General features: G+C 39.4%; 18 protein-coding genes. 10 read left to right on the top strand and 8 right to left on the bottom strand.

Features of this window, described 5'->3' with window-relative positions:
• Window positions 1-344: 344 nt before the first annotated feature.
• Window positions 345-1,235, bottom strand: coding sequence for a hypothetical protein (locus tag K2F45_RS06220; protein ID WP_248933156.1), 891 nt, complete (start codon window positions 1,233-1,235; stop codon window positions 345-347).
• A gap of 362 nt (window positions 1,236-1,597) precedes the next feature.
• Complete coding sequence (locus K2F45_RS06215; protein WP_248933155.1) at window positions 1,598-2,152, bottom strand: hypothetical protein; 555 nt, start codon at window positions 2,150-2,152, stop codon at window positions 1,598-1,600.
• 225 nt (window positions 2,153-2,377) lie between these two features.
• On the opposite strand from K2F45_RS06215, the gene K2F45_RS06210 reads away from it, so the two are divergent.
• The 6 genes from K2F45_RS06210 (at window position 2,378) to K2F45_RS06185 (ending at window position 12,960) form a co-directional block, all read left to right on the top strand.
• Window positions 2,378-2,965 (top strand): RNA polymerase sigma factor, encoded by a 588-nt coding sequence (locus K2F45_RS06210; RefSeq protein ID WP_075991400.1) that lies wholly within the window; start codon window positions 2,378-2,380, stop codon window positions 2,963-2,965.
• Window positions 2,966-3,023: 58 nt separating this feature from the next.
• Window positions 3,024-4,127, top strand: coding sequence for a FecR family protein (locus K2F45_RS06205; protein WP_248933154.1), 1,104 nt, complete (start codon window positions 3,024-3,026; stop codon window positions 4,125-4,127).
• A 182-nt stretch (window positions 4,128-4,309) separates the two neighbouring features.
• Window positions 4,310-7,792: a TonB-dependent receptor gene (locus tag K2F45_RS06200; RefSeq protein ID WP_248933153.1), complete on the top strand. Its 3,483-nt coding sequence runs from the start codon at window positions 4,310-4,312 to the stop codon at window positions 7,790-7,792.
• Between the two features lie 24 nt (window positions 7,793-7,816).
• Entirely contained in the window at window positions 7,817-9,484 is a 1,668-nt protein-coding gene (locus K2F45_RS06195; protein WP_248933152.1) for a RagB/SusD family nutrient uptake outer membrane protein, read from the top strand.
• Window positions 9,485-9,495: 11 nt separating this feature from the next.
• On the top strand, window positions 9,496-10,842 hold the full coding sequence (locus tag K2F45_RS06190; RefSeq protein WP_248933150.1) for an alpha-L-fucosidase: 1,347 nt from the start codon (window positions 9,496-9,498) through the stop codon (window positions 10,840-10,842).
• Between the two features lie 354 nt (window positions 10,843-11,196).
• Window positions 11,197-12,960, top strand: a complete 1,764-nt coding sequence (locus tag K2F45_RS06185) for an LVIVD repeat-containing protein (protein WP_075991397.1) — start codon at window positions 11,197-11,199, stop codon at window positions 12,958-12,960.
• 123 nt (window positions 12,961-13,083) lie between these two features.
• Here the strand turns inward: K2F45_RS06185 and K2F45_RS06180 are convergent, their stop codons facing one another.
• Window positions 13,084-14,019 (bottom strand): hypothetical protein, encoded by a 936-nt coding sequence (locus K2F45_RS06180; protein ID WP_075991396.1) that lies wholly within the window; start codon window positions 14,017-14,019, stop codon window positions 13,084-13,086.
• Between the two features lie 250 nt (window positions 14,020-14,269).
• Between K2F45_RS06180 and K2F45_RS06175 the strand changes: the two genes are divergently transcribed.
• The 3 genes from K2F45_RS06175 to K2F45_RS06165 all read left to right on the top strand — a co-directional run bounded on the left by K2F45_RS06175 (window position 14,270) and on the right by K2F45_RS06165 (window position 16,714).
• On the top strand, window positions 14,270-14,866 hold the full coding sequence (locus K2F45_RS06175; RefSeq protein WP_075991395.1) for a porin family protein: 597 nt from the start codon (window positions 14,270-14,272) through the stop codon (window positions 14,864-14,866).
• A gap of 72 nt (window positions 14,867-14,938) precedes the next feature.
• Window positions 14,939-15,976, top strand: coding sequence for a sensor histidine kinase (locus K2F45_RS06170; RefSeq protein ID WP_248933149.1), 1,038 nt, complete (start codon window positions 14,939-14,941; stop codon window positions 15,974-15,976).
• A gap of 9 nt (window positions 15,977-15,985) precedes the next feature.
• Window positions 15,986-16,714, top strand: coding sequence for a LytR/AlgR family response regulator transcription factor (locus K2F45_RS06165; RefSeq protein ID WP_075991393.1), 729 nt, complete (start codon window positions 15,986-15,988; stop codon window positions 16,712-16,714).
• On the opposite strand, the gene K2F45_RS06160 is transcribed toward K2F45_RS06165, so the two are convergent.
• The 5 genes from K2F45_RS06160 to K2F45_RS06140 form a co-directional block, all read right to left on the bottom strand.
• Window positions 16,715-17,623, bottom strand: a complete 909-nt coding sequence (locus K2F45_RS06160; RefSeq protein ID WP_248933148.1) for a DUF6268 family outer membrane beta-barrel protein — start codon at window positions 17,621-17,623, stop codon at window positions 16,715-16,717. It lies immediately after the preceding gene.
• 138 nt (window positions 17,624-17,761) lie between these two features.
• Window positions 17,762-18,523, bottom strand: a complete 762-nt coding sequence (locus K2F45_RS06155) for an SDR family NAD(P)-dependent oxidoreductase (protein WP_075991391.1) — start codon at window positions 18,521-18,523, stop codon at window positions 17,762-17,764.
• 36 nt (window positions 18,524-18,559) lie between these two features.
• Entirely contained in the window at window positions 18,560-19,408 is an 849-nt protein-coding gene (locus K2F45_RS06150; RefSeq protein WP_075991390.1) for a TraB/GumN family protein, read from the bottom strand.
• 80 nt (window positions 19,409-19,488) lie between these two features.
• Complete coding sequence (locus K2F45_RS06145) at window positions 19,489-19,701, bottom strand: hypothetical protein (protein ID WP_075991389.1); 213 nt, start codon at window positions 19,699-19,701, stop codon at window positions 19,489-19,491.
• A gap of 504 nt (window positions 19,702-20,205) precedes the next feature.
• Window positions 20,206-20,649 carry an SRPBCC family protein gene (locus tag K2F45_RS06140; protein WP_075991388.1) on the bottom strand — a complete coding sequence of 148 codons (444 nt, stop codon included), beginning with the start codon at window positions 20,647-20,649 and terminating at the stop codon, window positions 20,206-20,208.
• Between the two features lie 223 nt (window positions 20,650-20,872).
• Between K2F45_RS06140 and K2F45_RS06135 the strand changes: the two genes are divergently transcribed.
• On the top strand, window positions 20,873-23,512 hold the full coding sequence (locus K2F45_RS06135; protein ID WP_248933147.1) for an alpha-L-rhamnosidase: 2,640 nt from the start codon (window positions 20,873-20,875) through the stop codon (window positions 23,510-23,512).
• Window positions 23,513-23,515 lie beyond the last annotated feature (3 nt).

The following is a 23,515-nucleotide window of genomic DNA, read 5'->3' as shown; positions in this document are numbered from 1 at the left end:
AGCCGAGATTATAGACAGAAAAAGCTGTTCACAATCATTCAAAGAAGTGCTAATCAGTAGGGTCCTGATATTAATATCAGGGCCCTACTTGTTTCTTCTTATCTCCCATTCGCATGGTCGTCAGGCATTATCAATAAAATATAAGCTAAACGATACTATCGGATCCTCTTAAATAGTTCCGTTTTATTGTGCTGTATAATTTTCAACTCATTACCGCTGATGGAGAATTTTCCAGAGTAATAAATTAAGCTGTCTTTACGCGAGGCACCATTCTCCTTTGGAGGGTAAAACAACAGTGAGTCCGCTGAAGTAAAAAGGAAGACTTTACCTACAATAGTCAAAAATTACGTCAATTCCAAATCGTCAAGGCTAATTTTCTCTTTCTTTAGTTCAGTAATTTCTTTTTCTAATTTTTTTAAGTTTTCATCAATCAACGCTATACTACCTTCAGGAAGAACTGTCTCCCGGTCATTCGATTTGATCGATTGCGTCGTCACAACTAATTCCAGATCGTAATCTGTCAGATTGATTTCTTTGACGGGATAGCGAGGAAAGCTCCAGAGTTTAGGGTAATCTTTTTTTTGCTGATTGAAGACTATCGTATTGACACGAAACTCACCTGGTTGGAGCACACTGTCAGATTCGCCAAAAACAGCCTGCTCATTACTGATAATAGTTTGTGAAGAACGTTTTTTCAGCACATACGAAAAGCCCTGACTTCCTTTTAGCGGCTTTTTACCCATATACTTCATAGTCACTATAATTCTGGGAACAGGTTCGCCAAAGAAATCTTCGAGTCCCAGTTCAATCGGTTCCAACTGAAAAACAGCCAGCTCTTTCTTTAACTGTTCAAATTCAGTTTTATGTTTTTGTAGACTATCGATCTCATTTTGAAGATGAGCTATTTTCCTTTCCTGTTGTTTTTGAAGGATGTCATCGGCCAGGTCCAATACTGCACCGTAAGATTTTCCATCGATCATACCCAACGAAATACGATTTATTGATTCCTCATTATATTTTTGAGGTTCGTTCATTTTGAGCCACATCGCTTCGGATAGTGCCACTCGCAAGGCCTTTTCCAAGTTCGCTTTTTCTTTGTCATTCAGCTTTGCTTCTACCTTTTTACGGGAACGGTCAAAGGACGACTCGTCCTTTCCACTTAGTCTTTCGCTACAAGAGCTTATAGATAATGTCAAGAATAGTCCGATCAGTGCGATTTTTATGCATTGTTTCATTTTAAATAGTTTTAGTATACAAGATATCGGCTAAGCTTGCATAAAGCTAATGCTTAGGTAACGCTGTTCTTAAATCAATTGAACGTCCTCTTACTGCTAATTCCATCATATCGTTCAAGCTGAACATAAGAACGCAGAATTTAACATTCAGTTTTTTTATGAGCTGTTAAAAATATACAAAAAACGTTATCTTAAAAATTAATTCAACACAAAAAGCTACCTTTCACAAGGTAGCAACCAACTGCCACTTTCCAACTGTCGCTATTGGTAACAACCCGCTGACTCAGCGATAATTTGTACAAGGGATTTTGGTCTAACACCTTAGAACAATCGGAAAATAAAGGGATTCGAAAGGCGAAATTTTATTTTCTCCCGAGTAAAAGATGCAATTTATCGTAATCTTCCCAATCACCGAAACCTGCGAAATTTGGTTTTTCGCTCCATGAAACCATAGCTTTACAATCAAAACAGATCTTAGCGATCCCAATGCATTGCTTATTTTTATAGAACACAAGGATATCTCGAAATTCATAAATACAGGAGGTGTCGACATGATCTGTTCTTGTTTTTAAGAAAAATAGGGAGTCGACAGCACTATAGAGAGATTGATCCAGTGAGCCTCTAACATATCCTATATTCTTCAAATGAGATAAAAGGGAAAGATCCAACTTATCATCCTCCAGTACTGATAACAAAAGACGCTCTTTCTCAGATTTATTCTTTTTGTCCTCCAATTCACCTATTTTAAATAAATCAATATCCACAAAATAATACTCCAGTGAATCAAAATTAGATGGTATCTGGACTGAGGGCTCGTTTCCCCGCTGTTCTATAGTACTTCCACTATTCATGCAACCTTGCAGATAAATAGCACTGAAAAGTAGACATCCAATGGTAAAACATATTATTCTTTTCATAGCTGATAATTTACAGATTTTTGAGTGGTTTAGCTATTTTCAAAATTATCAATTTCATTTTATAATCTAGTAATATACACATCCGTATAGAACCGAAATAAACGTTTTCTAATCAAATTATCGGAAAGCGTTGGGAGATCAAATATTACGCAATCGTGTGCATGCAAACAAAAGCTGAATAGATTTGCTCAACTATGCATTGTTTACTAATATTGTCCATTGATCATGTACAATAAGCAAAAAATAGAAGAAAGGGATCTGCTGCAAGAGCTAAAGAATGGGAACTCTCTTGCCTTTCAGAAACTCTATAACACTTATTTTGCCTTATTATATCTTCACGCAACCAATAAGTTGCACGATCGCGAAGCCGCTAAAGATATCGTCCATGACTTATTTGCTTCTATTTGGCAAAATAGGTATACATTAGCTATCCAGGGAGAAATATCTGCCTACCTCCACAGTGCCATACGCTACCGTGTAATAGATCATATCGCCAAGGAACAATCAAAAACCAAGTATTTGGCTTCATTACCTCCTATTACAACACATCATACCAAAGATACAGACCATTCCCTAAGGGAGAAATTGCTTCAGGAACAAATAGATCGTGTGCTTAATAAACTTTCCCCACGTGTAAGAGAGGTCTTTGAACTGAGTAGGGAGCACTATCTCAGTCACAAGGATATCGCAAAAAAGCTTAATCTATCAGAACATAGCGTTCGCAGTTATATGAAAGAAGCCCTACGTTTGCTTCGCAGTAAATTAGGAAGCTTGCTTTGGGTAAGCTTACTGTTTTTTTGTAAAATTTTCTAATCGCCCCCCCCTTTCCCCCCTTCTCATCCGTCATATAGAAGTAACCAACTATATTATCATGATGAACCAAGAGCATGCAAATGGCCCCTCCTTACTTAAGAAATATCTGGAAGGGAAATGTACAACACAAGAACAAGCGCTTGTTGAAGAATGGTATCTTAATCTAGGTGAAGACCAAATTCCATCTGACAAGGAGCTAATTTCGGATATAATCGAACTACAAAAACGATTAAAGGGAATCTCTAAAGAGCAGCCTTATTATAATAAAGGGTACATTATAGCTATTGCTGCAATTCTCCTCGCTTTTTTTACAATTGGAACAATACGATATCTACAACGGAATAATAATCGAGAAAGCAAACATGAGTTGTTTGTTGATGACATTGCGCCAGGCAAAAACAAAGCGTTATTATCAATAGATGGACAACCAGCAATTGCTCTAGACGGAAAAAATAGCGGCATTATCTCAAAAGAAGGCTCATTGGGATACAATAATGGAATGACAATCATTGAAACGGAGGATGTAAAAACAATCCGGCTTTCAACACCGGTTGCCGGTCAATTTGAAGTCGTGCTGCCTGATGGTACCAAAGCATGGTTGAATGCCTTATCGTCTATCACTTATCCAGCGACCTTTACTGGTAAAGAAAGACAAATCCAGCTGACAGGTGAAGTCTATCTGGAAGTTGCCAAAAATGTACACAAACCATTTGTCATACAAACAGCACAACAGCGTATTGAAGTGCTGGGGACAAGTTTCAACGTCAACACCTATAATGACAATGGCCGTTCATACACGACACTTGTCAGTGGCAGTTTGCGCGTTACAGACACAAAGACAAAACATCAGGCCCTCTTAAGTCCGGGGCAACAGGCAATTGTCAATGGAAAAGATGCTATTGAAATAACAACCAGCGGTATTGAAGATAGTTATGCATGGAAGGACGGTCTTTATGTACTGCATGAGGAGCCTTTGAGCCAATATGCACTCAAGATCGAACGTTGGTATGATGTTGAAGTCGACATGGGCCCCTATGGCGATCGTAAATTTTCAGCCATTATCCCAAGGGACGCCAAATTATCTGAAGTGTTGCAGGCTATTGAGTTAAAGTCAAACGTAAAATTCACGAGAGAAGGAAGGAGGATTTTAGCTATGCGATAACATGATAAAAAAATACTTTTTCATCGACATTCGAGAAGAGATCCGAAACCAATTATTGTGTTAGTTCCGCCAAAACCCGGAACGAAAACCTATAACCGCCAATGTAAATCTGACTCATATGGTCTCCGCAACCAAGGACTGTATAGGTATCAACCTGCATTGTTTATTAAACTTAAAATAATATGAAAAAAGATCATCCAAGGTATTATTACCAATACCTGAAATCTTACAAGACACATCTGTCTATGAAACTAACCTTTGTTCTACTATTGGCTTCCATTATGGTGGCTATGGGAAATGTTCGCGCACAGCGCATCAACCTCAATCAGCATAAAGCACAATTGAAAAATATATTGATTGAGATCAGTAGACAGTCGGGTTACACGTTCATTTATGACGAGAACGACCTAAAAAATATTAAACCGATCACGATCAGTGCAAACAATAAATCGATCACCTCTCTATTGGATGAACTCTTAGTTGAGAAATCGTTGGATTATCAAATAAAGGGGCGCTCTATCGCGATAGGGCGCAAACCAGCAATACAGCCTATCGCTAAAAACGTCAATGACAATATTCAAAAAAGGACAATCATAGGGCGAGTGACAAATGAAAATGGGCAAGCTCTTCCTGGTATAAATGTTCTTTTAAAAGGTAGTGCCATCGGCACAAGTACCAATGCCCAAGGGGAGTTTTCCCTCACTGTACCAGAATCAAACAGCCTATTGATTATTAGTTCCGTTGGATATGCAACAGCTGAAATATCTACGCAGGGGAAAAACGAAATCAATGTTATTCTAAAGGCAGCAAACAGTAACCTCGAGGAAGTCGTTGTTGTCGGATTTGGTACCCAAAAGAAAGAGAATCTGACCGGAGCAGTCGCAACCGTGAGCGCCAAACGTTTGGCAGATCGCCCAATTGCAAATTTGGGTCAAGGGTTGCAAGGCTTAGTACCAAACTTAAACATTACCTCTGCCAATGGCAAACCGGGAACTGGTTCTCAGTTCAACATCCGCGGTACAGGATCGATCAATGGCGGTACCGCAGGACCCCTGATTTTAGTAGACGGTGTACAACGTGATCCCAATTCTATTGATCCTTCGGATGTGGAAAATGTAACCGTTTTAAAAGATGCCGCTGCGGCAGCTATATATGGCGGCAGAGCGGCTTATGGCGTCATCTTGATTCAGACAAAAAACCCGAAAAGCCAAAATCCACAAATCAATTATACAGGAGAATACACCGTCTCCAGGCCTACCAAAATGGCCAAATACATCAATTCGATCGATTACATTAGGATGCACCGCCAGGCAAATCGAAATGGACAAGACGGTGGAACTACAGCAACAGAATCTTTTACAGAACAAGATTCTATTCTTGCAAATGCCTATTTTAATGATCCGGCCAACAACCTTCCGGTGTATGTAGACCCTTCCAATCCAGCCAAGTATCGTTACGTTGGAAATACAGACTGGATTAAGGAACAATATCCAGGATGGGCGCCGATGCAGCGACACAATCTATCATTACAAGGAGGCCGTGGTGCAACTTCGGTGATCACCTCCCTAGGTTATCTACAACAAAAGGGCTTATTTAAAGAGGCTGGTCAAAAGTATCAACGCTTGAATCCATCGATGAAAGTAAACTCGGAAATTACAGATTGGCTGACCCTAACAGGAAATTTCGCCCTCACACATATAGACGATAAAGAAACAGCCGGAGTCGTTACGGGGGGAACATCGTCTGGATGGATCTCCGGAGACTTGAGACCGACTATGCCAATTCGACATCCTGACGGTAACTTTTCAGGACAAGGCAGTTTTACCAATCCTTTCGCTGTAGCTGCCAACAATGGAAAAAGAAAACGATATTCTAATGATTTATGGCTGACTGGAGGAGTAAAAATCAAACCTATCGAACATGTCTCGGTCGTCGCTGATTATACCTGGAATGCTTACAACAACTTTCTACAAAGCCATCAGATTCCTTTTAAGGAATATGGTGTGAATGGGATTCTGCTCGGAACATTTCCTTGGACAAACCCTTCATCCGTGTCAGAAACAACAGATAACCATAATTACTTTGCCTTAAATGCTTTTGCAACATACGAAAACACCTTCGCCGAAAAACATTATTTCAAAGCAATGGTTGGTATTAATCGAGAAAGTAGCCGCTACAAACGATTAGGCATATTCGCAAATAATCTAGTTGACCCTACCAAACCAGCGATCAATTTAAATAATGATCCCCGACCAAGTGTCACTGGCGCCGAGAACGAGTGGGCACTCTTTGGAACAGTTTTCAGATTGAACTATATTTTCGATAAGAAATACCTATTGGAAATAAATGGTCGTTACGACGGATCCTCCCGTTTTTCTGCGGATAAAAGATATGTCTTCACCCCCTCTGTTTCTGCAGGTTGGCGAATTTCTGAAGAAAACTTTATGGAAGGCATTAAGGATGTTGTCAATGACTTAAAATTGAGAGGTTCATACGGTGAATTACCTAACCAAGGTTTCAATAGTGATGATTTATATTCCGCTTCCAATTTCTATCCCTATCTACCGACAATGCCCGTAAACAATAGCGTAGGTTATATTTTTGGTAATCAAACCGGTGTGAGTGTAGGCGCACCAGGGCTTGTGAGCACAAACTTTACCTGGGAAAAATCGGCGACGACCAATTTCGGCTTAGATTTCGCCTTACTTAAAAACCGCTTGACAGGTAGCTTTGACGTTTACGAAAGACGCACACGAGATATGCTTGTTGCTGGAGTTCCGCTCCCATCCGTACTGGGAACAGCCGCTCCAAGCCAAAATGCAGGTACATTGGTTACAAAGGGATGGGAGCTTAGTGTAGGTTGGAATGATCGCATAGGCGATGACCTTTCCTATGACGTGATGCTTTCGTTATCGGACAATCATGCCAAGCTCACGAAATATCCACTGAATACAACCAAAATATTCAATAACTGGTATGAAGGTAAATTAGACGGCGAAATATGGGGATTTGAAACACAAGGCTACTTTCAAAGTCAGGAAGAGATCGATTCGGCACCAAAACAGACCCAAGTATGGGGTGGCACCTGGAGACCGGGCGATATCCGCTATGCAGATTTAAATAATGATGGTAAGATCGACTTTGGCAACAATACGGTCGGTAACCCTGGGGACCGAAAAATTATCGGAAATTCTACACCTCGGTACTCGTTTGGCCTTAACATAGGATTGAATTATAAAAACTTTGATTTCTCGGCTTTCTTACAAGGTATCGGCAAGCGAGATACCTGGATCAGCAATAGTGCTTTTTGGGGATTTACGAGCGAATGGAATGTCCCTTTTGTCTATGCAACAGATTATTGGACACCAGAAAACAGAGATGCTTATTTTCCGAGACTACGATTTGGTAATGGTGGAAACTCGCAACAACAGACAAAATACCTTCAAAACGCGGCATACCTTCGGGTGAAACAACTTACGCTTGGTTACTCACTACCTAAAAGATGGACTGAAAAGGCCAAACTCGGTCGTGCACGCGTGTATATTTCAGGACAGAATCTTCTAACGTTTACGAGCTTATTTGATGCCTTCGATCCAGAAGTCCTCAATTTTCAAGATGCTCCACAGAGTAAATCGGTGGCATTTGGATTACAACTCGGATTTTAATTGATAAGATTTAGCTTTTAGATTATGAAAACTTTAAAAACACTACTCATACTTGGTTCATTAGCGTTTATTACTTCTTGTAAAAAAGACAGCTATCTGGATAGATTACCTTTGTCCTCGATCACCGAACCAACCTTCTTCAAGAATGAAAATGACCTGATGCTCTATGCGAATCAGTTTTATACTTCGCTGCCTACCCAAAATTTTATCCAGGACAATCAGTCAGATGATAAAGTCCCAAGTAGTATAAACGCTTTTTTAGCTGGTCAATATGTTGTTCCCAATACAGATGCCAGTTATAACTGGACAAATATCCGTAATGTAAATTATTTCTTACAGCGCTACAACAATGCCGAAGCTAGTGCAGCAATTAAAAATCAATATGCCGGTGAAATTCGGTTTTTTCGCGCGCTTTTTTATTGGGGGCTCTCCAAACGTTATGGAGACGTTGCCTGGTACAGTAAGGATCTTACGGAAAAAAGTGAAGAACTTTATGCGCCGAGAACTCCTCGTAATATCGTCATGGATTCGGTATTGGCCGACCTAAATTTTGCTGTCGAAAATATTCCTGCCGATAACGTTTCTGCCGGACGCTTGCATAAATATGCAGCCGCAGCACTAAAAGCCCGTATATGTCTATGGGAGGGAACCCGAAGAAAATATTTTGGCGTCGAAGGAAGCGAAAAATATCTTCGCGAAGCGCTCAGTGCTGCCGAACTTATCATGGGATCAAATAAATACTCCTTATACTCTACCGGAAATCCAACAACGGATTACTACAATCTCTTTATCCAACAGGAACTCAATGGCAACACCGAGTCTATTCTTGGAAGACGTTACCTTCAAAGCATCCTTATGAATGGTATCAGTAGGACTTTGGGTGAGACAGGGACAGGCTACAGCAAAGATTTCGTCCAAAATTATCTTTGTTCAGATGGACTACCTACCGCGCTTAGCACAAAATATAAAGGAGACAATACACCTGAGGATGAATTTGCGGATCGTGACCCAAGGGCCAAACAGACAATTGCAACCAAAGGTTTTGTATTACTACAAAACAGCGACGGATCGAAAGACATTATTGATCTACCCAGAATTGGAACAAACACTGCCAATACAGGGTATCAGTTGATTAAAGGACGAAGCTCAGACCCTGCTATGTGGCAAGCCAATCAATCGACTCTAGACTTTTTTATCTTCCGATACGCTGAAATACTATTGATCTATGCCGAAGCCAGGGCCGAACTGGGTGATATCAAACAAACTGATATCGACAAAAGTATCAATCTGCTGCGAAGACGTGTAGGTATGCCAGATATGATTATTGCATCGCTAAAAAGAGATCCCAATTCGGTCTTTCCAGAGGTTCCGGTTTTGATAGACGAAATTAGAAGGGAACGCAGAGTCGAGCTCGCTGATGAAGGTTTCAGGTTTGACGATCTGTTACGCTGGAAAGCAGGAAAAAGAATCGAACGTCCTGAAACAATATTAGGGATGAAACTTACTCCTGCATTAAGAGCCAAATATCCAGCGGCACAAGTCAATGGTATAACTGTCAATAGTGATTTTTATATTCGAATCTACACTGCACTAGAAAAAAGATCATGGAATGACAAAATGTATTTATTTCCAATCCCGTTAGAGGAAATCAGTTTAAATCCTGATTTGGGACAGAATACAGGATGGCAATAACACTAATAAAAATGAAGAACTATATTTTAATGATCCACTTCCTTTTGTTGGGCTTACTTTGTAACGCCCAACAAAAGGAAGTGATCCCTTCTCCGGCCCATGTAGCATGGGCTGAAGCAGAGATCGGGGTAATTTTTCACTTCGATGTTGTGAACTATGTCCCCGACTATAAATGGCAACAATGGGGCTCGCACCCTCCTGCCTCAGTCTTTAACCCTAGCAAATTGGACACAGATCAATGGATCAAGGCTGCCAAAGCTGCAGGTGCAAAATATGCTGTGCTCGTCGCAAAGCATTGTTCGGGATTCAGCTTATGGCCTACCAAAGCACATGACTATAATATCAGCAAATCACCTTGGAAAGCAGGAAAAGGCGATATCGTAAAGGATTTTATCCAATCCTGTCAAAAATATGGCATCAGACCTGGCATCTATGCCAGCGCTTCCGCCAATGGATATTTGCATGTGAATAATCCAGGTAAAGTCCAACCCGGAGGCCCACTTACGCAACAGCAATACAATGAGGTGGTGAAAACGCAGCTTTCCGAATTATGGTCAAATTATGGTAAGCTGTTTGAAATCTGGTTTGATGGCGGAATACTGCCCATAAAAGATGGCGGACCGGATATTGCTCCGTTACTAAAAAAACTACAGCCTGATGCTATCGTTTTTCAAGGTCCAAGTGATGCCAAAAATTTGATCCGATGGATAGGCAATGAAGAAGGAAGAGCACCATATCCCAATTGGAGCCGTTCGGATTTCACGACATCAGCTACGGGGACAATTGTTATCGATGGTTTGAACGGCAATCCAAATGGGGCAATATGGTGTCCGGGGGAAGCCGATTTCCCAATGCGTACCGGTTGGCAAGGTGGCTGGTTTTGGAAAGAAAATGGACAGAAGCTCCTTTCGGTGGATCAACTGGTGGATTCCTACTATACCAGTGTAGGCAGAAATTCCAACATGTTACTGGGCATTGTAGTCGATACGAGCGGCTTGGTTCCAAAAGAGGATGTTAATCGACTAGCAGAGTTTGGCAGAGCATTGACCACTGTCATATCCCATCCCATAGCAATCGTTAAGAACAAAGCAGCAAAAGACTTTACCCTAGACCTGAAAACGCCTAAAACTGTAAATCAGGTCATCTTTGGTGAGGTAATACAGCGTGGCGAGCGTATTCGAAAATACACCATAGCCGCCTGGATCGATAATAATTGGGTAAATATTGCTTCTGGTGAATCAGTTGGCAACAAAAGGATACATAAGTTTAACAAAATCAAAACATCTAAAATTCGTTTTCATGTCGTTGAATCCACAGCAACGCCACACATCAAAAGCTTTGCAGTTTATGACATTTGAGCCAAAAGAAATAATTGCCCAACGAGCAGCGATAAAGAAGTCTGCCTTTAAGCAGCTTTAATATGTTAAACTTCAAATGAGAATTAAAAAAAGGAATAACTTCATATAAAAGGGGGAACCACAGCGCAAGAAGAAACAAAGAGTTCCATCTTCCAAAGTAAGGGTCTGATTTATATCAGACCCTTTTGTATACGGGTAAACTCAGTTGAACAAGCTATGGAAAAATTTATGTTCATTAGGAGTTTACACAGCATAAAATGTAGTAGTAAAACAACTACAGCTTTATAAAAATTAACCGCAACAAAACTTAACTATAAGATTTTTGGTTTACTTTTGTGATAGATATATAATATTATGAAACAGAAATTTTACCTGCCACTTTTAGCATTGACCTTGACCGCAATTATTAGCTGCAACAAAAACAATGATAACATTGATGATCCTAAAAATCAGTCTGTTGTTATTGATAATAATGCAAGTCAACTGAATGCACGTTTAGATCATCAAAATGCTGGTTTATTGCCGTTATCTAATCTTTTAGCATCCGGTAAGCGAGCAGCCAATAGTTCGACAGTCACTGCCACTCAAAACCCAGACTTCTCGTTAGCATTGGTCGCACAAGTCGCTCCTCCGGATTATGAAGGCAATAAGCTTCGGGCAACGCATGTTGCTGTTTCGGGCAACTACGCTTATGTAAGTTACAATACCGAAGGCGATCGATATCTTGGTGGTGTCGATGTCATCGACATTTCAGATATTAATAACCCACGTCTTATCGTAAATGCTAAATTGCCGAATATCGACATAAGCTCATTGGCAGTTGATGGCAATAGCCTACTCTTAGCTGGAGCAGCAGATGAAGGTGTATTGGCAAAAATGACCTCACCTGCAGTTCTTATTGTTTTACCACTTCAGAATGGATTACCTACCGATGCTTATCGTTATACAGGTTTGCCAAGCTATGTGGCAACAGATGTTGCTTTTAACAACGAAAGCCAGTATGCTGTTTCAGGTAATGCGGGTGCTATTTCTAAAATCAATAAATCTTCGGGTGCTATCGAAAAATCGGTAACTATTGCGGATCTCCTATCTGTAAGAACATACCAGAATCAAGTGTATGTGCTGTCAGGAACACAGGGGATAAAAGTTGTATCCAATAATCTTGATCCTGTTAAAACAATCAATGTGGGTCAAAATCCAAGTTCAGCAAAGCGTACTATTGATTTTTATAGCAGTTATCTTTTAGCTTCTGAAGGCGCTCAGGGCTTGGGTATTTATAATATCAATACAGGAGCTCTGGATAAACGCATTAGTATTCCAGTAAGTCCTGATGACAGCAACATGGATCCGGAAGATATTGTGACCAATGCTGTATCCACAAACGACAAACGTGTGTTTGTTGCCAACGGTGGCGCTGGTATCGCGGCTTATCAATTTGACACACAAAACAACTTTAACTATATTGGTAGTGCAAGTTTCAATGCGATTGACAACAGTTCAAGTAATTTTGTGATCAGTAGAGATAACTATGTTTTTGTGGCAACGGGAAAAGGTGGCTTAAAAATTCTTAAACTCATCGATCTGAAACCAACAACTCCAAGCTGTAATGGTACTTATCCAGCCTTCACAGGCAGTACACAGGGAGACCTGAATGTTAATAGTGAAGCCAGCTACTCGGATACAAAAACATTTGCTTCAAACGTTAATATCAACAGGAATTTTAACTGGTGTGGAACACTTAATATCAATGGAAATTCTGTTAACATCAACAGCGGTGTATTCAATATGTATGGTTCAATCGCTTTGAAGCAAAACATTAACGTCAATTCAACAATGAATTTGGTGGGCTCAGGTGTTATTGGTGGAACTTTTACCGTAAACGGAAGCGGTATCTTGAGTGTAACAGGTTCACTTTCTCAGGGAACTGTCGGATCAAAATCCACTTCATTTATCAATGGTAAGATGGTTATTGACGGTGAAGTTGTCGTATACGGTAACTTGACTATTAATGGTAGCGGAAAGGTAGAATTTGCCAACAGTAAGTCCAAATTAATTGTTTATGGAAGTCTTACAAATTGGGGAAGCGTTACTAACGGAACAATTACACAAGTCAAATAAGACATTGTATAGCCATTAAGCAGAACACAAAAAAGCCACATCAGATGATGTGGCTTTTATATTTACCGAGAATTACAAAAAGGTCATTATATTGTTGTTATGCTTAAAACCTCATAAATAATCTTATTGCAAAATAGTCCGTGGGGTCAGCGGAACCTTTTGCTTCCAGGTACCCTTCACTTGGAATTCGTGCCCGGATGTTTTATTCTTGATCGTGAAGATATAATTGCAAGTTCTTTCGAGGTATTTGAATTCACCTCTCGCGGTTATCTGGGCATTGGGTTTGAGCAGCAATTCTTGTTTATCTCCAGATTTAATATAATTTTCAAAAGTTTTGCCTTTGCTGTAAGGAACTTTACCTTGCCAGCGAACTCCACCATTTACCATTAATTCATCCATGAAAATCGTAGAATCTGCTTTATTGAGCCAGTCAAAAGCGCCGTAGCTGTCACTTATGAATTCGGAACTATACTTTACGTCCTTAAAAATGGCAGTGATATCGACTTTTCGCTCTCGATTTGAGCTATTTACCAGATTCATCGCAGTACACCCTTCGGTACTGACATAGATTTTCCGGCTTTCTTTCAGTTCGTTGATTTCTTTTTTGACCAACTCATATCCATCAGCCCTAGTTTGAATAAAATTCACTTCATCCATTTTATCCGCTGATAATATGCCAATAGCAAAATTCCTGGGCTGATCACTAAAATTTTCCAATAAGGTCAATTTAAGCTCATTATTAATTGTTTTTTCCAACTGTAGCCACCCGCCGTCAACTCCAATTGAGCCCGTACGCTCCAATTTGAGCTTTTTTCCAGTGGAATCTTTCAATATTTCTCCTGTAAGGGCATCTTTGACATAGGATACATACCATAAATCCGCTTTGATCGGAATTACATTTTCCTTGATTCCGGTTTGTAAGTTGACAGCTTTAAAACCGGGATCTATTAGACCTCCTTGTGAATTAAGTCCTTCTTTAGAACAGGATGTTAGTATAAGCAGACAAAACGGCCATACCAGATAGGAAAAGGAAAACGTTCGCTTCAATGGATTTTTCATGAAATCGATTATTTGTACAACACAATTTACCAAACAAAATCTATCTTGTAAGTTAAAAAAAACAATAGACCTTTTCCCATCAATCCTGAAAAAAATACGCTTAAGCCAGAAATCTTGACAAACAAATAGAAATCTTGACAGATTAATCATCCCTATATTAACCTTCGTCACTACAAAAATGCCGTTCGTCAAACTCTTTTTGCCAAGGAATTGATCCTTTGTTCTTTTGGACAAATTAAAACAATATAAAATGAATAAAAACGCAATTTTATCATGCATCGTATTATTTGCCATGATGTTTAGCAAAACACTCTTTGCTCAGGAGCAACCTTTCATTCAATTGGGTATTAAAGGGGGAAGTAGTCTCAACAAACTCAATACCGAATTAGCAGACTTAGATGACAAATATGCCATAGGGTTACACGTAGGGGGTATGGCAAGAGTTAATCTTGGAAGAGCCTATATCCAGGGTGAAGCTCTTTTCAATAAACGTAAAGCAGCACTTAAACCGCAAGGGCAAACCGAAAGCAAACTCAAATGGAATGCGATTGATATCCCCGTTGTTGCAGGCTACAAAATCTACCAAAATCAGGACATCAATTTCCGAGTATTAGCTGGTGCAATTTACAGCTATACGTTAAACGACAATTTGCCACCTCTCAAAGCAATACAACAGGGAATCAAACATTTTGACAAATCGAACTTACAAGTTACCGGCGGTCTGGGAGTCGATATTCAGCGATTTACACTTGATGTTCGCTATGAACGCGGTTTTTCTGACCTTAACAAATCTTTTAAATCCAAACCACAGGCATTTTCTATTGGATTGGGTTACTTTATCTTCTAAAACAATGAATAAGTTTTACCTTTGGAGCTACCTCGGAATCAGGCTCCAAAGGTATTTTTTTTAAATCGTCATATGTTCAAAAAAAACTATTTAAATAAACATCTTTTCCTTAGCCTATTTTGGCTTGTACTTGGATTTGCTGTATGGATCCAAATAAAAGATGAATTCAATGCGTTACAGGCCTTATTCCATACATCATTAATTATGGTTTCGTCCATTGTTGTATCACAATGGCTGAGTGACCGGGTTTTGCCTGAAGCGATCAAGACTCGACAAATGAAACCTTTTGTGCTGAAAGCGATCGCTTTTGTGATCATTTTAGCTATTTTAATTGGTGGAATAGATTACTACTTCATTCTCACCAAAGAAGGAATATCTAACCATGAACGGACAGATCTAATACTCACTCATTTCTATCAAGCAATTCCATCTTCCCTACTGATCAATGGTACCGCCTGCGGGATTAGATTTTATCAGGAACATGCAGATATTCAACGTATCCATGGTCAATTGCAGCAGAATTTTCTTGAAAGTCAGGTAAAATTTTTACAGGATCAGGTCAATCCTCATTTTATGTTTAATGTCTTGAACCATATTCACATCCTCATGAAAAAGAATGTGGAAATGGCCGATTATTTGCTTCTGAAATTTTCTGACATTCTGAGGTATCAGCTCTATGAGTGCAACCAACCGCTCGTACTTTTAACACGCGAACTGCAATATTTACAGGATTTTATAGCCATAGAAAAAATGCGGTGGGGTAACGAATTGGATGTAAGCTGTTCATGGAATCAATCTTCAAAGGATTTATATATTGCACCATTGATGCTTATCTGTTTTGTCGAAAACGCGTTTAAACACGTAAACCGCCTTCCAAATCAAAAAGGAAGTATAGAGCTATCCTGTGTTGAGGAAGAAGGAAAACTTCAATTCAACATCAGTAATAGTTATCAGGACTATCCGCAATTAGCTTCGACAGGGCACTCGGGCATAGGGCTGGAAAATGTAAAAAAAAGACTGGAACTGCAATATGAAAACAACTATTCGTTAACAATCCATAAACTTGACGACAGTTTTACTATACAACTGACCATCGATCTTAACAGCTAACTATTGACAATGGAAGAAATTAAAATGAAATGTATCATCGTAGACGATGAACCTATGCTGCGCCAACATATTGCCGAAATGACCGAGCAGATCGATTTTTTGGATTTAGTGGAAACATTTCCTTCAGCACTAGCTGCAACTTCGAGGTTACAGCAGGGCGATATAGATCTTATTTTTTTAGATATTAATATGCCCTATCTCAATGGTATAGACTTTTTAGACTCCCTTGAAAACCCGCCTTTATGTATCTTCATCACAGCTTATTCAGAATATGCGTTGGAAGGATTCAGACTTCAAGCTGTTGATTACCTGCTCAAACCTATAATTTTCCAGCGTTTCTATCAGGCCAGCACCAAAGCTTATCAGCTTTTTGTACAGCGGAACAAACCCTTACAGGAAAGTAGTCCGAATGACAATATGTTATTTGTAAGACAGGGGGATGCTTTTGTTAAAATCTCCTGGACAGATATTCTGTACGCGGAAAGTATGCAAAATTATACAAAACTTCACTTTAAAGAACGTACAATTACAATCCATCAAACCATGTTAGCTTTGGAAGAGGCATTACCCGGCAACCATTTTTTTCGTATTCACAAATCCTACCTAGTCAATGTAAACCACATTGATATTATTACTGGAGGGAGAGTATATATACAGGAACAAGAATTACCGATATCGCGTACAAAAAGAGAGGAGCTTCTCCAAAATGTTGTTTTTAAGAAGCTCCTCAGCAGATGATTAAGGCATATTCCATTTAAGTGCTACGGAAGTATAGAAGGTTGGAGAAAACCGGGGGTCCGCCTGACTTTTGTTCTTGAATAAACTTTTCAGCGACCTATCATTTTCTACATACAATCTAGCAAGTGTGCTTCCGCCGGTCAGCTGGAGCTTCAGGCTCTTGCCCAAATTGAACTGAGGCTGAAGCCCAGCTGTCAATAACATAAAACCGGCCAAAGTAGATTTCCCATTTTTTTCTCGCTCTGCAGTCATACCATCTAGATTAACGACAGCACGAAGATCAACCATTTCATTGAGGTGATAGGATGCGGAAAGACCCTGTGGGAAATTCACATTGAACTTCACTTTTCCATTTGTTTTCCAGTCAAAATACAAGCCCGGTAAGATCATTGGCACGCCAAAACTATTGCTCAACACAGGGCCAAAACCAAAAGCTAAATTCGGTCTAAATTTTTTGATAAAAAGCACTCCCCCCTGCCCCAGTACATCCTTACCATTTACTTTAACGAGGTCTGAATAAATCCCAACGGAGGCGAAAGTCAATAGAGACCAATTTTCCCTTAATGAGGTCAGGTATTGAAGTCCCATTTCAGCATTGAGCATTTCAGTCGGGAATAAGGGCTCTTCGTACCCTCTATTTTCCATCTTTGCATAAGCTGCCCCTATCTTCCAGGACCAGCGTTTTATATTGCCAGAAGAATCTATTTTGGTAGATAATGGAACTTCCAGGTTAAACTGTATTCTACTAAAATCGCTCTTTGAACCTGTCTTAACACTATCTTCAGGGCGAATATAATTTGATAGTGGGACATAATCCACAGCAACCTGTCCCGATACTGCATTTTGAGCATGTGCAGCCAGCGTAGTAAAACCGCTGAGTATAACTGCACATAATACTTGTTTCCTCATGTTTTTTCAACAAAGGAAGCTTTTGGACGGCTCAAGCACCAATCTTTTTGATATAGTGCATGTATACGTTGACCAAATGCAAATTTATCGCGATGTCAAAAAATTTATAACGGCAAGAAGTGCGGATCAAAAGCAATGTTATAGATTGAAATCACACATTGCCGGCATATTAATTTCCTTTACACAGCTTGCCGCTGAAGTAGAGATAATAAATCGTAATGCTTGGATTACATCTTGCAGGGGAATAAGATTACCTTGTGTTTGTACAATAACGTTTTCTATGGTTTCATTATGATCAAATTCTGTCGCTAAATAGCCCAAATTTAATATGGAAACACCTATTTTATCTTTTCTAAGGTTTTCTCGTAAGGAATGGACAACACCACGTAATGCAAACTTTGTCGCAGAGAATGCAACTTCTTTTCCACTGTGGTTATCTAAACCCCAAGTAGAACCAATCAATATAATCTTAGCGTTGGACGATTGTCTTAAATTATCTATTACCGACTGTACATTTAAAATGCAAGACGTAATATTCGTATTGATTAAGTTTATTATTTCGGAGGCGCTGCTATCTGCAAAATTATACGCTTCCGTAAATGCATCTTTTTCCCATATCCCAACATTATAGATAAAATAATCAATCCGCTGATTTCCTATTATCGCCTTTATCATCTCCGAAGATTCTTTCGGTTGGGATAGATCGGTAGCAATCCATCGGATGTCTGAATTGGCACTTAAATAATTTGGTTCATTCCTGGAAATACCAAATATTAGATCATTCTCATTTGGCAAATTCAACGCTATAGCTCTGCCTAATCCCCTACTTATACCAAAAATCAAATATGTCTTGCCACCTGTTTTCAATATCTCTACTGTTTTGTTGTGCTCGGATGCCATTTTTTTCTTAGTTTTAAATATCCACTAAGATAAGATTTATTTTACGGCCTCTACTTTGAATCCTTTTTCTCGGAGTAAGGTAATCAGCCCCTGATCACCGGCCAAATGCCCTGCGCCAACGGCAATAAAACAGGATTCTTCATTGATCATAGGGGGTATCAGGTTACTCCAATTCAAATTTCTCCCAATTAACAATTTTTCTTTTTGTTCTTTCGTCATCCAGGCTGGATCTTGGAGCAATTTTGTCAACTCTTCCAAATTCTCTGATTTATAAGCTTGAACCATCTTAACGGTCAATGCAGGGTATTCCTCCAACTGAAAAACAGATTCCATGAACAATTTAGGTGTAATGAGATCCTTCAGCAAATTAAATTGAAAATCAGGTGTCTCCAACTCTCCTATTACCTTTCCTTGGCTGGTCGCAAGTGCTGACAGCTCAACCTCATAAGACTTCATCTTTGTAGGATCCGGGCAATTAAATCCTTTCATCGAGAACAAGGATATAACAGCAACAGGTGATACATAATCCAACAATTTGATTGAAAGCTGCTGTGCGATCAACACGCTGTCCATCTTTTTGATATCGTCTTCAGAAAATGACTTTATAAAATTCGGATCCGAAACAGTAAATGCCTGTAGAGATTTTGCATTTTCTGGTTTAGAAAGATCAACTTCAAAAACTACCTTTTTACTAGCATTGAGTGCATCTAAATTCTTCTGTTTGATGACAAAGTCGTCTTGACACAACATATGGATCGTACCGAACAAATAAGAATCTTGCTTTAGACCATTACCGGAAATTTTCCATAACATCGAACTGCCTTGGGCAAAGCTATTAATGGTCATACAAATCAGCAGCGCCAATAGAAGTAATGTCTTTTTCATAAGATCGTATAAATTGATTTTTTATATAAAAAAATATAATTTTTGGCTTTTCACCAAAATATTATCTACTGTTTATGGTATTAAATGCTAGTCCCCAAAAATTCTCGTTGCTGTTTTTCGCTTTTAATATCTTCGATATTTTTTTCAATCAACCAGGCTCTAAAATGCTCCGGATCTTGTGGTGTAAAATGGATTACTTCACCACATTTTAAAAGTAGGGAAAAGATTCCGCTAGCGGCAGCGAATTTTACGATTTCGTTAGAATGGTATCCAAGTTGGGAAAAATACTCCATTGTTTTTATTCAATTCTAGAAATACTTATCTTACAAATCGATACAGGTCTTATAGGCCAGCAATCGTTCAGAAAGCATGTTAATTTTTATTTTCTTGCAGTTTTATAATTCATTCAAATATCGTAAATAATTTTAAATATTTCATTAATCAGATTATTAATTTAATTGTTATTTTCATAAATTAATCAAAAAAATTAACAAAGCTTCCACCAGAAATTATAGTAGCTATCCTAGTTCCATTGAATTCAGATCCAATCAATTTTTCCACAGTGGAGTGGTTTTATTTCGACCGTGTCATTCTACATAACATCAGGAGTAAATCTGAAGATGAGCGGGGATCCAATGGATATGTGATAGACAGCTTAGAATCAAGTCTATGGTATTTTTGGAGAAAGAAAAATTATAGCGGTAATGATTTAGGGATTATTAATCTCGAAGGAGAAACAGATGCTGGAGCCCCCAAGGGCAGGCTCATAGTTTATTATTTTGGTATGCTAGCAAAGATCAATTCGAAAAAGGCTGTCCTTTACCTGTTTCAATATATGCTTCTAAACTTTTCACAAATTGTCGCCATCCATCTGTACAAATAGCATAACATTCGATTTCAGGGGATAAGCCAATATGTTCAAGTTGCAACACAACCCCGTTTTCTTTTTCAGTGATGTCCCAAACGATCGTTGTGCCAATCCATTCTTTTTGATTTTTCAATCCAGGAAGGGCTATCAAGGAATCTTCGACATGCCAAACAACTTTTGCATTTTCATATAAGTCTTCCACTTGCATTACTTTGTAAATAAGATCGCCAAAGCGAATTGTAAATCTATCCTCCTTCTTATTGGAAGAGCCCTCAAACATGGTTGTCCACCAAAATGGTATTTCATCGGTTAGTGCTTTAAAAACCCGATCCTTTGTTACACCCAACTGGATCGTTTGACTATAATTTTCCATTGTCAATTTTTATTTTTTGAATAGTACACACGGCCTCGATTTTCCGTTATTATTAACGAATTTATAGATAGATTTTCCAATCGACCTTAGCATAAGACAAGTTTTTCTTCAGTGTCAGGATAGTACATGACGCTTATATAAAATTTATTGCGGATAATAGCTATATACTTTTATACTCCAAGCAACAGATTACTAATCAAATATAAAACCATCTATGAAGACTATGCTTCAAAAATTAGGAATATTAGGATTTCTGATCGTACTAAATTTCTCCACTTTCGCTCAAAAACTAGCGGTAATTGACCTAAAGGTAGAACATCTGAGCAATCCATTAGCCATCGAAACCGAGATTCCGAGATTGAGCTGGAAAATAACCTCTACGGAGAAAAACACACAACAAGCCGAATATGAAATTCGAGTGGGAACAGACAAAGTTTTCTTAAATAAAGATAAAGATCTCGTTTGGAAACATCGTTCTTCCACAGATCAATCTGTGTTAATTGACTACGCGGGATCTCCCCTTCAGTCAAAGAAAAAATATTTTTGGCAAGTCCGGGTAAAAGACAATCATGGCAATACATCTGCCTGGTCCACAATAGGATTCTTTCAAATGGGAATCTCAACCTCAGATTGGTCTGCACAATGGATCACTGTCTCAGGAAAGGACACTTCGTCCCGAAGTCCACTTTTCAGAAAAGAATTCAGCCTGAAAAAAAAGATAAAATCAGCGATGGCCTATATTACGGCAAAAGGCCTATACGAAGCCAAGCTTAATGGCGCTCGTATAAGTGACACATATTTTGCTCCGGGATGGACCAGCTACAAGAACCAGTTGCAATACCAAGATTACGATGTTACAGCATTGCTTAGGGTCGGTTCGAATGTGCTGGGCGCAAGTCTCGGCAATGGCTGGTATAAAGGCCGTATTGGATTTGGAAATCAGCATAATTTCTATGGCGATACACGGGGACTGCTTTTACAACTTGAGGTCGAATATACCGACGGCACAAAGGAAACAATAAATACGGATGAGAACTGGAAGTATACTTATGGGCCTATTATGGCGTCGGATATCTATGATGGAGAGATTTACGATGCTAGAATGGAGATTACTGGATGGGATAATATTGATTTTAAAGAAGATAGCAACTGGAAGAATGTAAATGTGATGAACAAAGGAACGGAAAAGCTTATCGCGATGAGCGGTCCTCATGTTAGGAAACATGAACAGTTTAAAGCCCTCAGCATTTTTAAAACCCCAAAAGGGGAAACTGTGGTAGATTTTGGGCAAAATTTGGTGGGATGGGTGATTTTGAAGGCACAGGGCCCTACTGGAACAAAGATTACACTAAGTCATGCTGAAGTACTTACTAAAGAAGGTAATTTTTATACAACAAATCTACGATCTGCCAAGGCTCAGGACAGCTATATTTTAAAAGGCGGGGCCGAACAAGTCTTTGAACCACATTTTACTTTTCAGGGTTTTAGGTATGTTAAAGTTGAGGGCTATCCCGGAGAATTAAAATCCGATGATCTAACGGCCGTGGCTCTGTATTCTGATATGGCGACGACGGGTAAATTTACGACTTCCAATCCCCTAATCAACCAATTGCAGCACAATATTCAATGGGGACAAAAAGGAAATTTCGTAGATGTACCTACCGACTGTCCACAACGCGATGAACGCCTAGGTTGGACAGGCGATGCACAAGCTTTCGCGAATACCGCGGCTTACAACATGGATGTAGCAGGATTCTTTACGAAATGGCTAAAGGATGTCAAAGCTGACCAACAACCCAGCGGACTCATTCCTCATGTCGTACCAAATGTACTTGGGATCAATGATGGCGCATCAGCTGGTTGGGCCGATGTAGCCACAATTATTCCTTGGGATATGTACCGCGCTTATGGAGATCGCAGAATATTAGAAACACAATACGAAAGTATGCAAAAATGGGTGGGTTATATTACTTCTGTTGCGAAAAATAATCTCTGGAATTCAGGTTTTCATTTTGGGGATTGGCTTTTTTACCGTCCGAATGATGATAATGATGGAAGAGCCGCTGTAACCGATAAATATCTAATCGCACAGACTTTTTATGCTCACTCGACGCAACTACTGATTAACGCAGCGGAGGTCTTAGGCAAAAAAGAAGACGTTGCCAAATACACGGCATTACTTTCTAACATCAAAGCAGCCTTTGCAAAGGAGTATATGACTCCAACAGGTCGCCTAGTATCCGGTACACAGACGGCTTATGTACTGGCACTGCAATTTGATATGTTGCCTGAAGAGCTACGATCTGCTTGTGCTGACCGCCTTGTTGCCAACATCCGGGATTATGGCAACCACCTCACGACAGGTTTCTTGGGCACCCCTTATATATGCCATGTCTTGACTCGATTTGGACACAATGACGTTGCATACGATCTATTGATGCAAGAGAGTTATCCCTCTTGGCTCTACCCCGTGAAAATGGGCGCTACCACCATCTGGGAAAGATGGGATGGTATTAAACCTGATGGATCTTTTCAAACTCCAGACATGAATTCCTATAACCATTACGCCTATGGCGCCATTGGTGACTGGATGTATCGAACAATAGCTGGAATTAACTCGGCAGCAGATGCTCCGGGTTATAAATCAATCGTTATTGCTCCAAAACCGGGTGGTAAATTAACACATGCATCTGCAGAACTTGAAACGGTGTACGGTACGGTAAAATCGGCCTGGCTGTTAGAGAATAATCTATTGAAACTAGATGTCACCGTTCCGGTAAATACACGGGCAAAAATTGTACTCGTTGATTCCAGCCACAATATAGGTTCGGGTACTTATCATTTTGAAAGTAGTGTCAAATAAGCA

The organism is Sphingobacterium siyangense (assembly GCF_023277505.1).
In the GTDB taxonomy this organism is placed as follows: Bacteria; Bacteroidota; Bacteroidia; order Sphingobacteriales; family Sphingobacteriaceae; genus Sphingobacterium; species Sphingobacterium siyangense.
The sequence above is the reverse complement of the archived record's forward strand: the minus strand, read 5'-3'. Positions and strand labels throughout refer to the sequence as shown.

Bases quoted from the DNA above. Each gene is read 5' to 3' on its own strand.
- K2F45_RS06145 (WP_075991389.1), bottom strand. From the start codon at position 19,701: ATGGAGTATTTTTCCCAACTTGGATACCATTCTAACGAAATCGTAAAA.
- K2F45_RS06220 (WP_248933156.1), bottom strand. From the start codon at position 1,235: ATGAAACAATGCATAAAAATCGCACTGATCGGACTATTCTTGACATTA.
- K2F45_RS06170 (WP_248933149.1), top strand. From the start codon at position 14,939: ATGTTCAAAAAAAACTATTTAAATAAACATCTTTTCCTTAGCCTATTT.
- K2F45_RS06215 (WP_248933155.1), bottom strand. From the start codon at position 2,152: ATGAAAAGAATAATATGTTTTACCATTGGATGTCTACTTTTCAGTGCT.
- K2F45_RS06155 (WP_075991391.1), bottom strand. From the start codon at position 18,523: ATGGCATCCGAGCACAACAAAACAGTAGAGATATTGAAAACAGGTGGC.
- K2F45_RS06200 (WP_248933153.1), top strand. From the start codon at position 4,310: ATGAAAAAAGATCATCCAAGGTATTATTACCAATACCTGAAATCTTAC.
- K2F45_RS06205 (WP_248933154.1), top strand. From the start codon at position 3,024: ATGATGAACCAAGAGCATGCAAATGGCCCCTCCTTACTTAAGAAATAT.
- K2F45_RS06195 (WP_248933152.1), top strand. From the start codon at position 7,817: ATGAAAACTTTAAAAACACTACTCATACTTGGTTCATTAGCGTTTATT.
- K2F45_RS06190 (WP_248933150.1), top strand. From the start codon at position 9,496: ATGAAGAACTATATTTTAATGATCCACTTCCTTTTGTTGGGCTTACTT.
- K2F45_RS06175 (WP_075991395.1), top strand. From the start codon at position 14,270: ATGAATAAAAACGCAATTTTATCATGCATCGTATTATTTGCCATGATG.
- K2F45_RS06185 (WP_075991397.1), top strand. From the start codon at position 11,197: ATGAAACAGAAATTTTACCTGCCACTTTTAGCATTGACCTTGACCGCA.
- K2F45_RS06135 (WP_248933147.1), top strand. From the start codon at position 20,873: ATGCTTCAAAAATTAGGAATATTAGGATTTCTGATCGTACTAAATTTC.
- K2F45_RS06150 (WP_075991390.1), bottom strand. From the start codon at position 19,408: ATGAAAAAGACATTACTTCTATTGGCGCTGCTGATTTGTATGACCATT.
- K2F45_RS06210 (WP_075991400.1), top strand. From the start codon at position 2,378: ATGTACAATAAGCAAAAAATAGAAGAAAGGGATCTGCTGCAAGAGCTA.
- K2F45_RS06140 (WP_075991388.1), bottom strand. From the start codon at position 20,649: ATGGAAAATTATAGTCAAACGATCCAGTTGGGTGTAACAAAGGATCGG.
- K2F45_RS06165 (WP_075991393.1), top strand. From the start codon at position 15,986: ATGGAAGAAATTAAAATGAAATGTATCATCGTAGACGATGAACCTATG.
- K2F45_RS06180 (WP_075991396.1), bottom strand. From the start codon at position 14,019: ATGAAAAATCCATTGAAGCGAACGTTTTCCTTTTCCTATCTGGTATGG.
- K2F45_RS06160 (WP_248933148.1), bottom strand. From the start codon at position 17,623: ATGAGGAAACAAGTATTATGTGCAGTTATACTCAGCGGTTTTACTACG.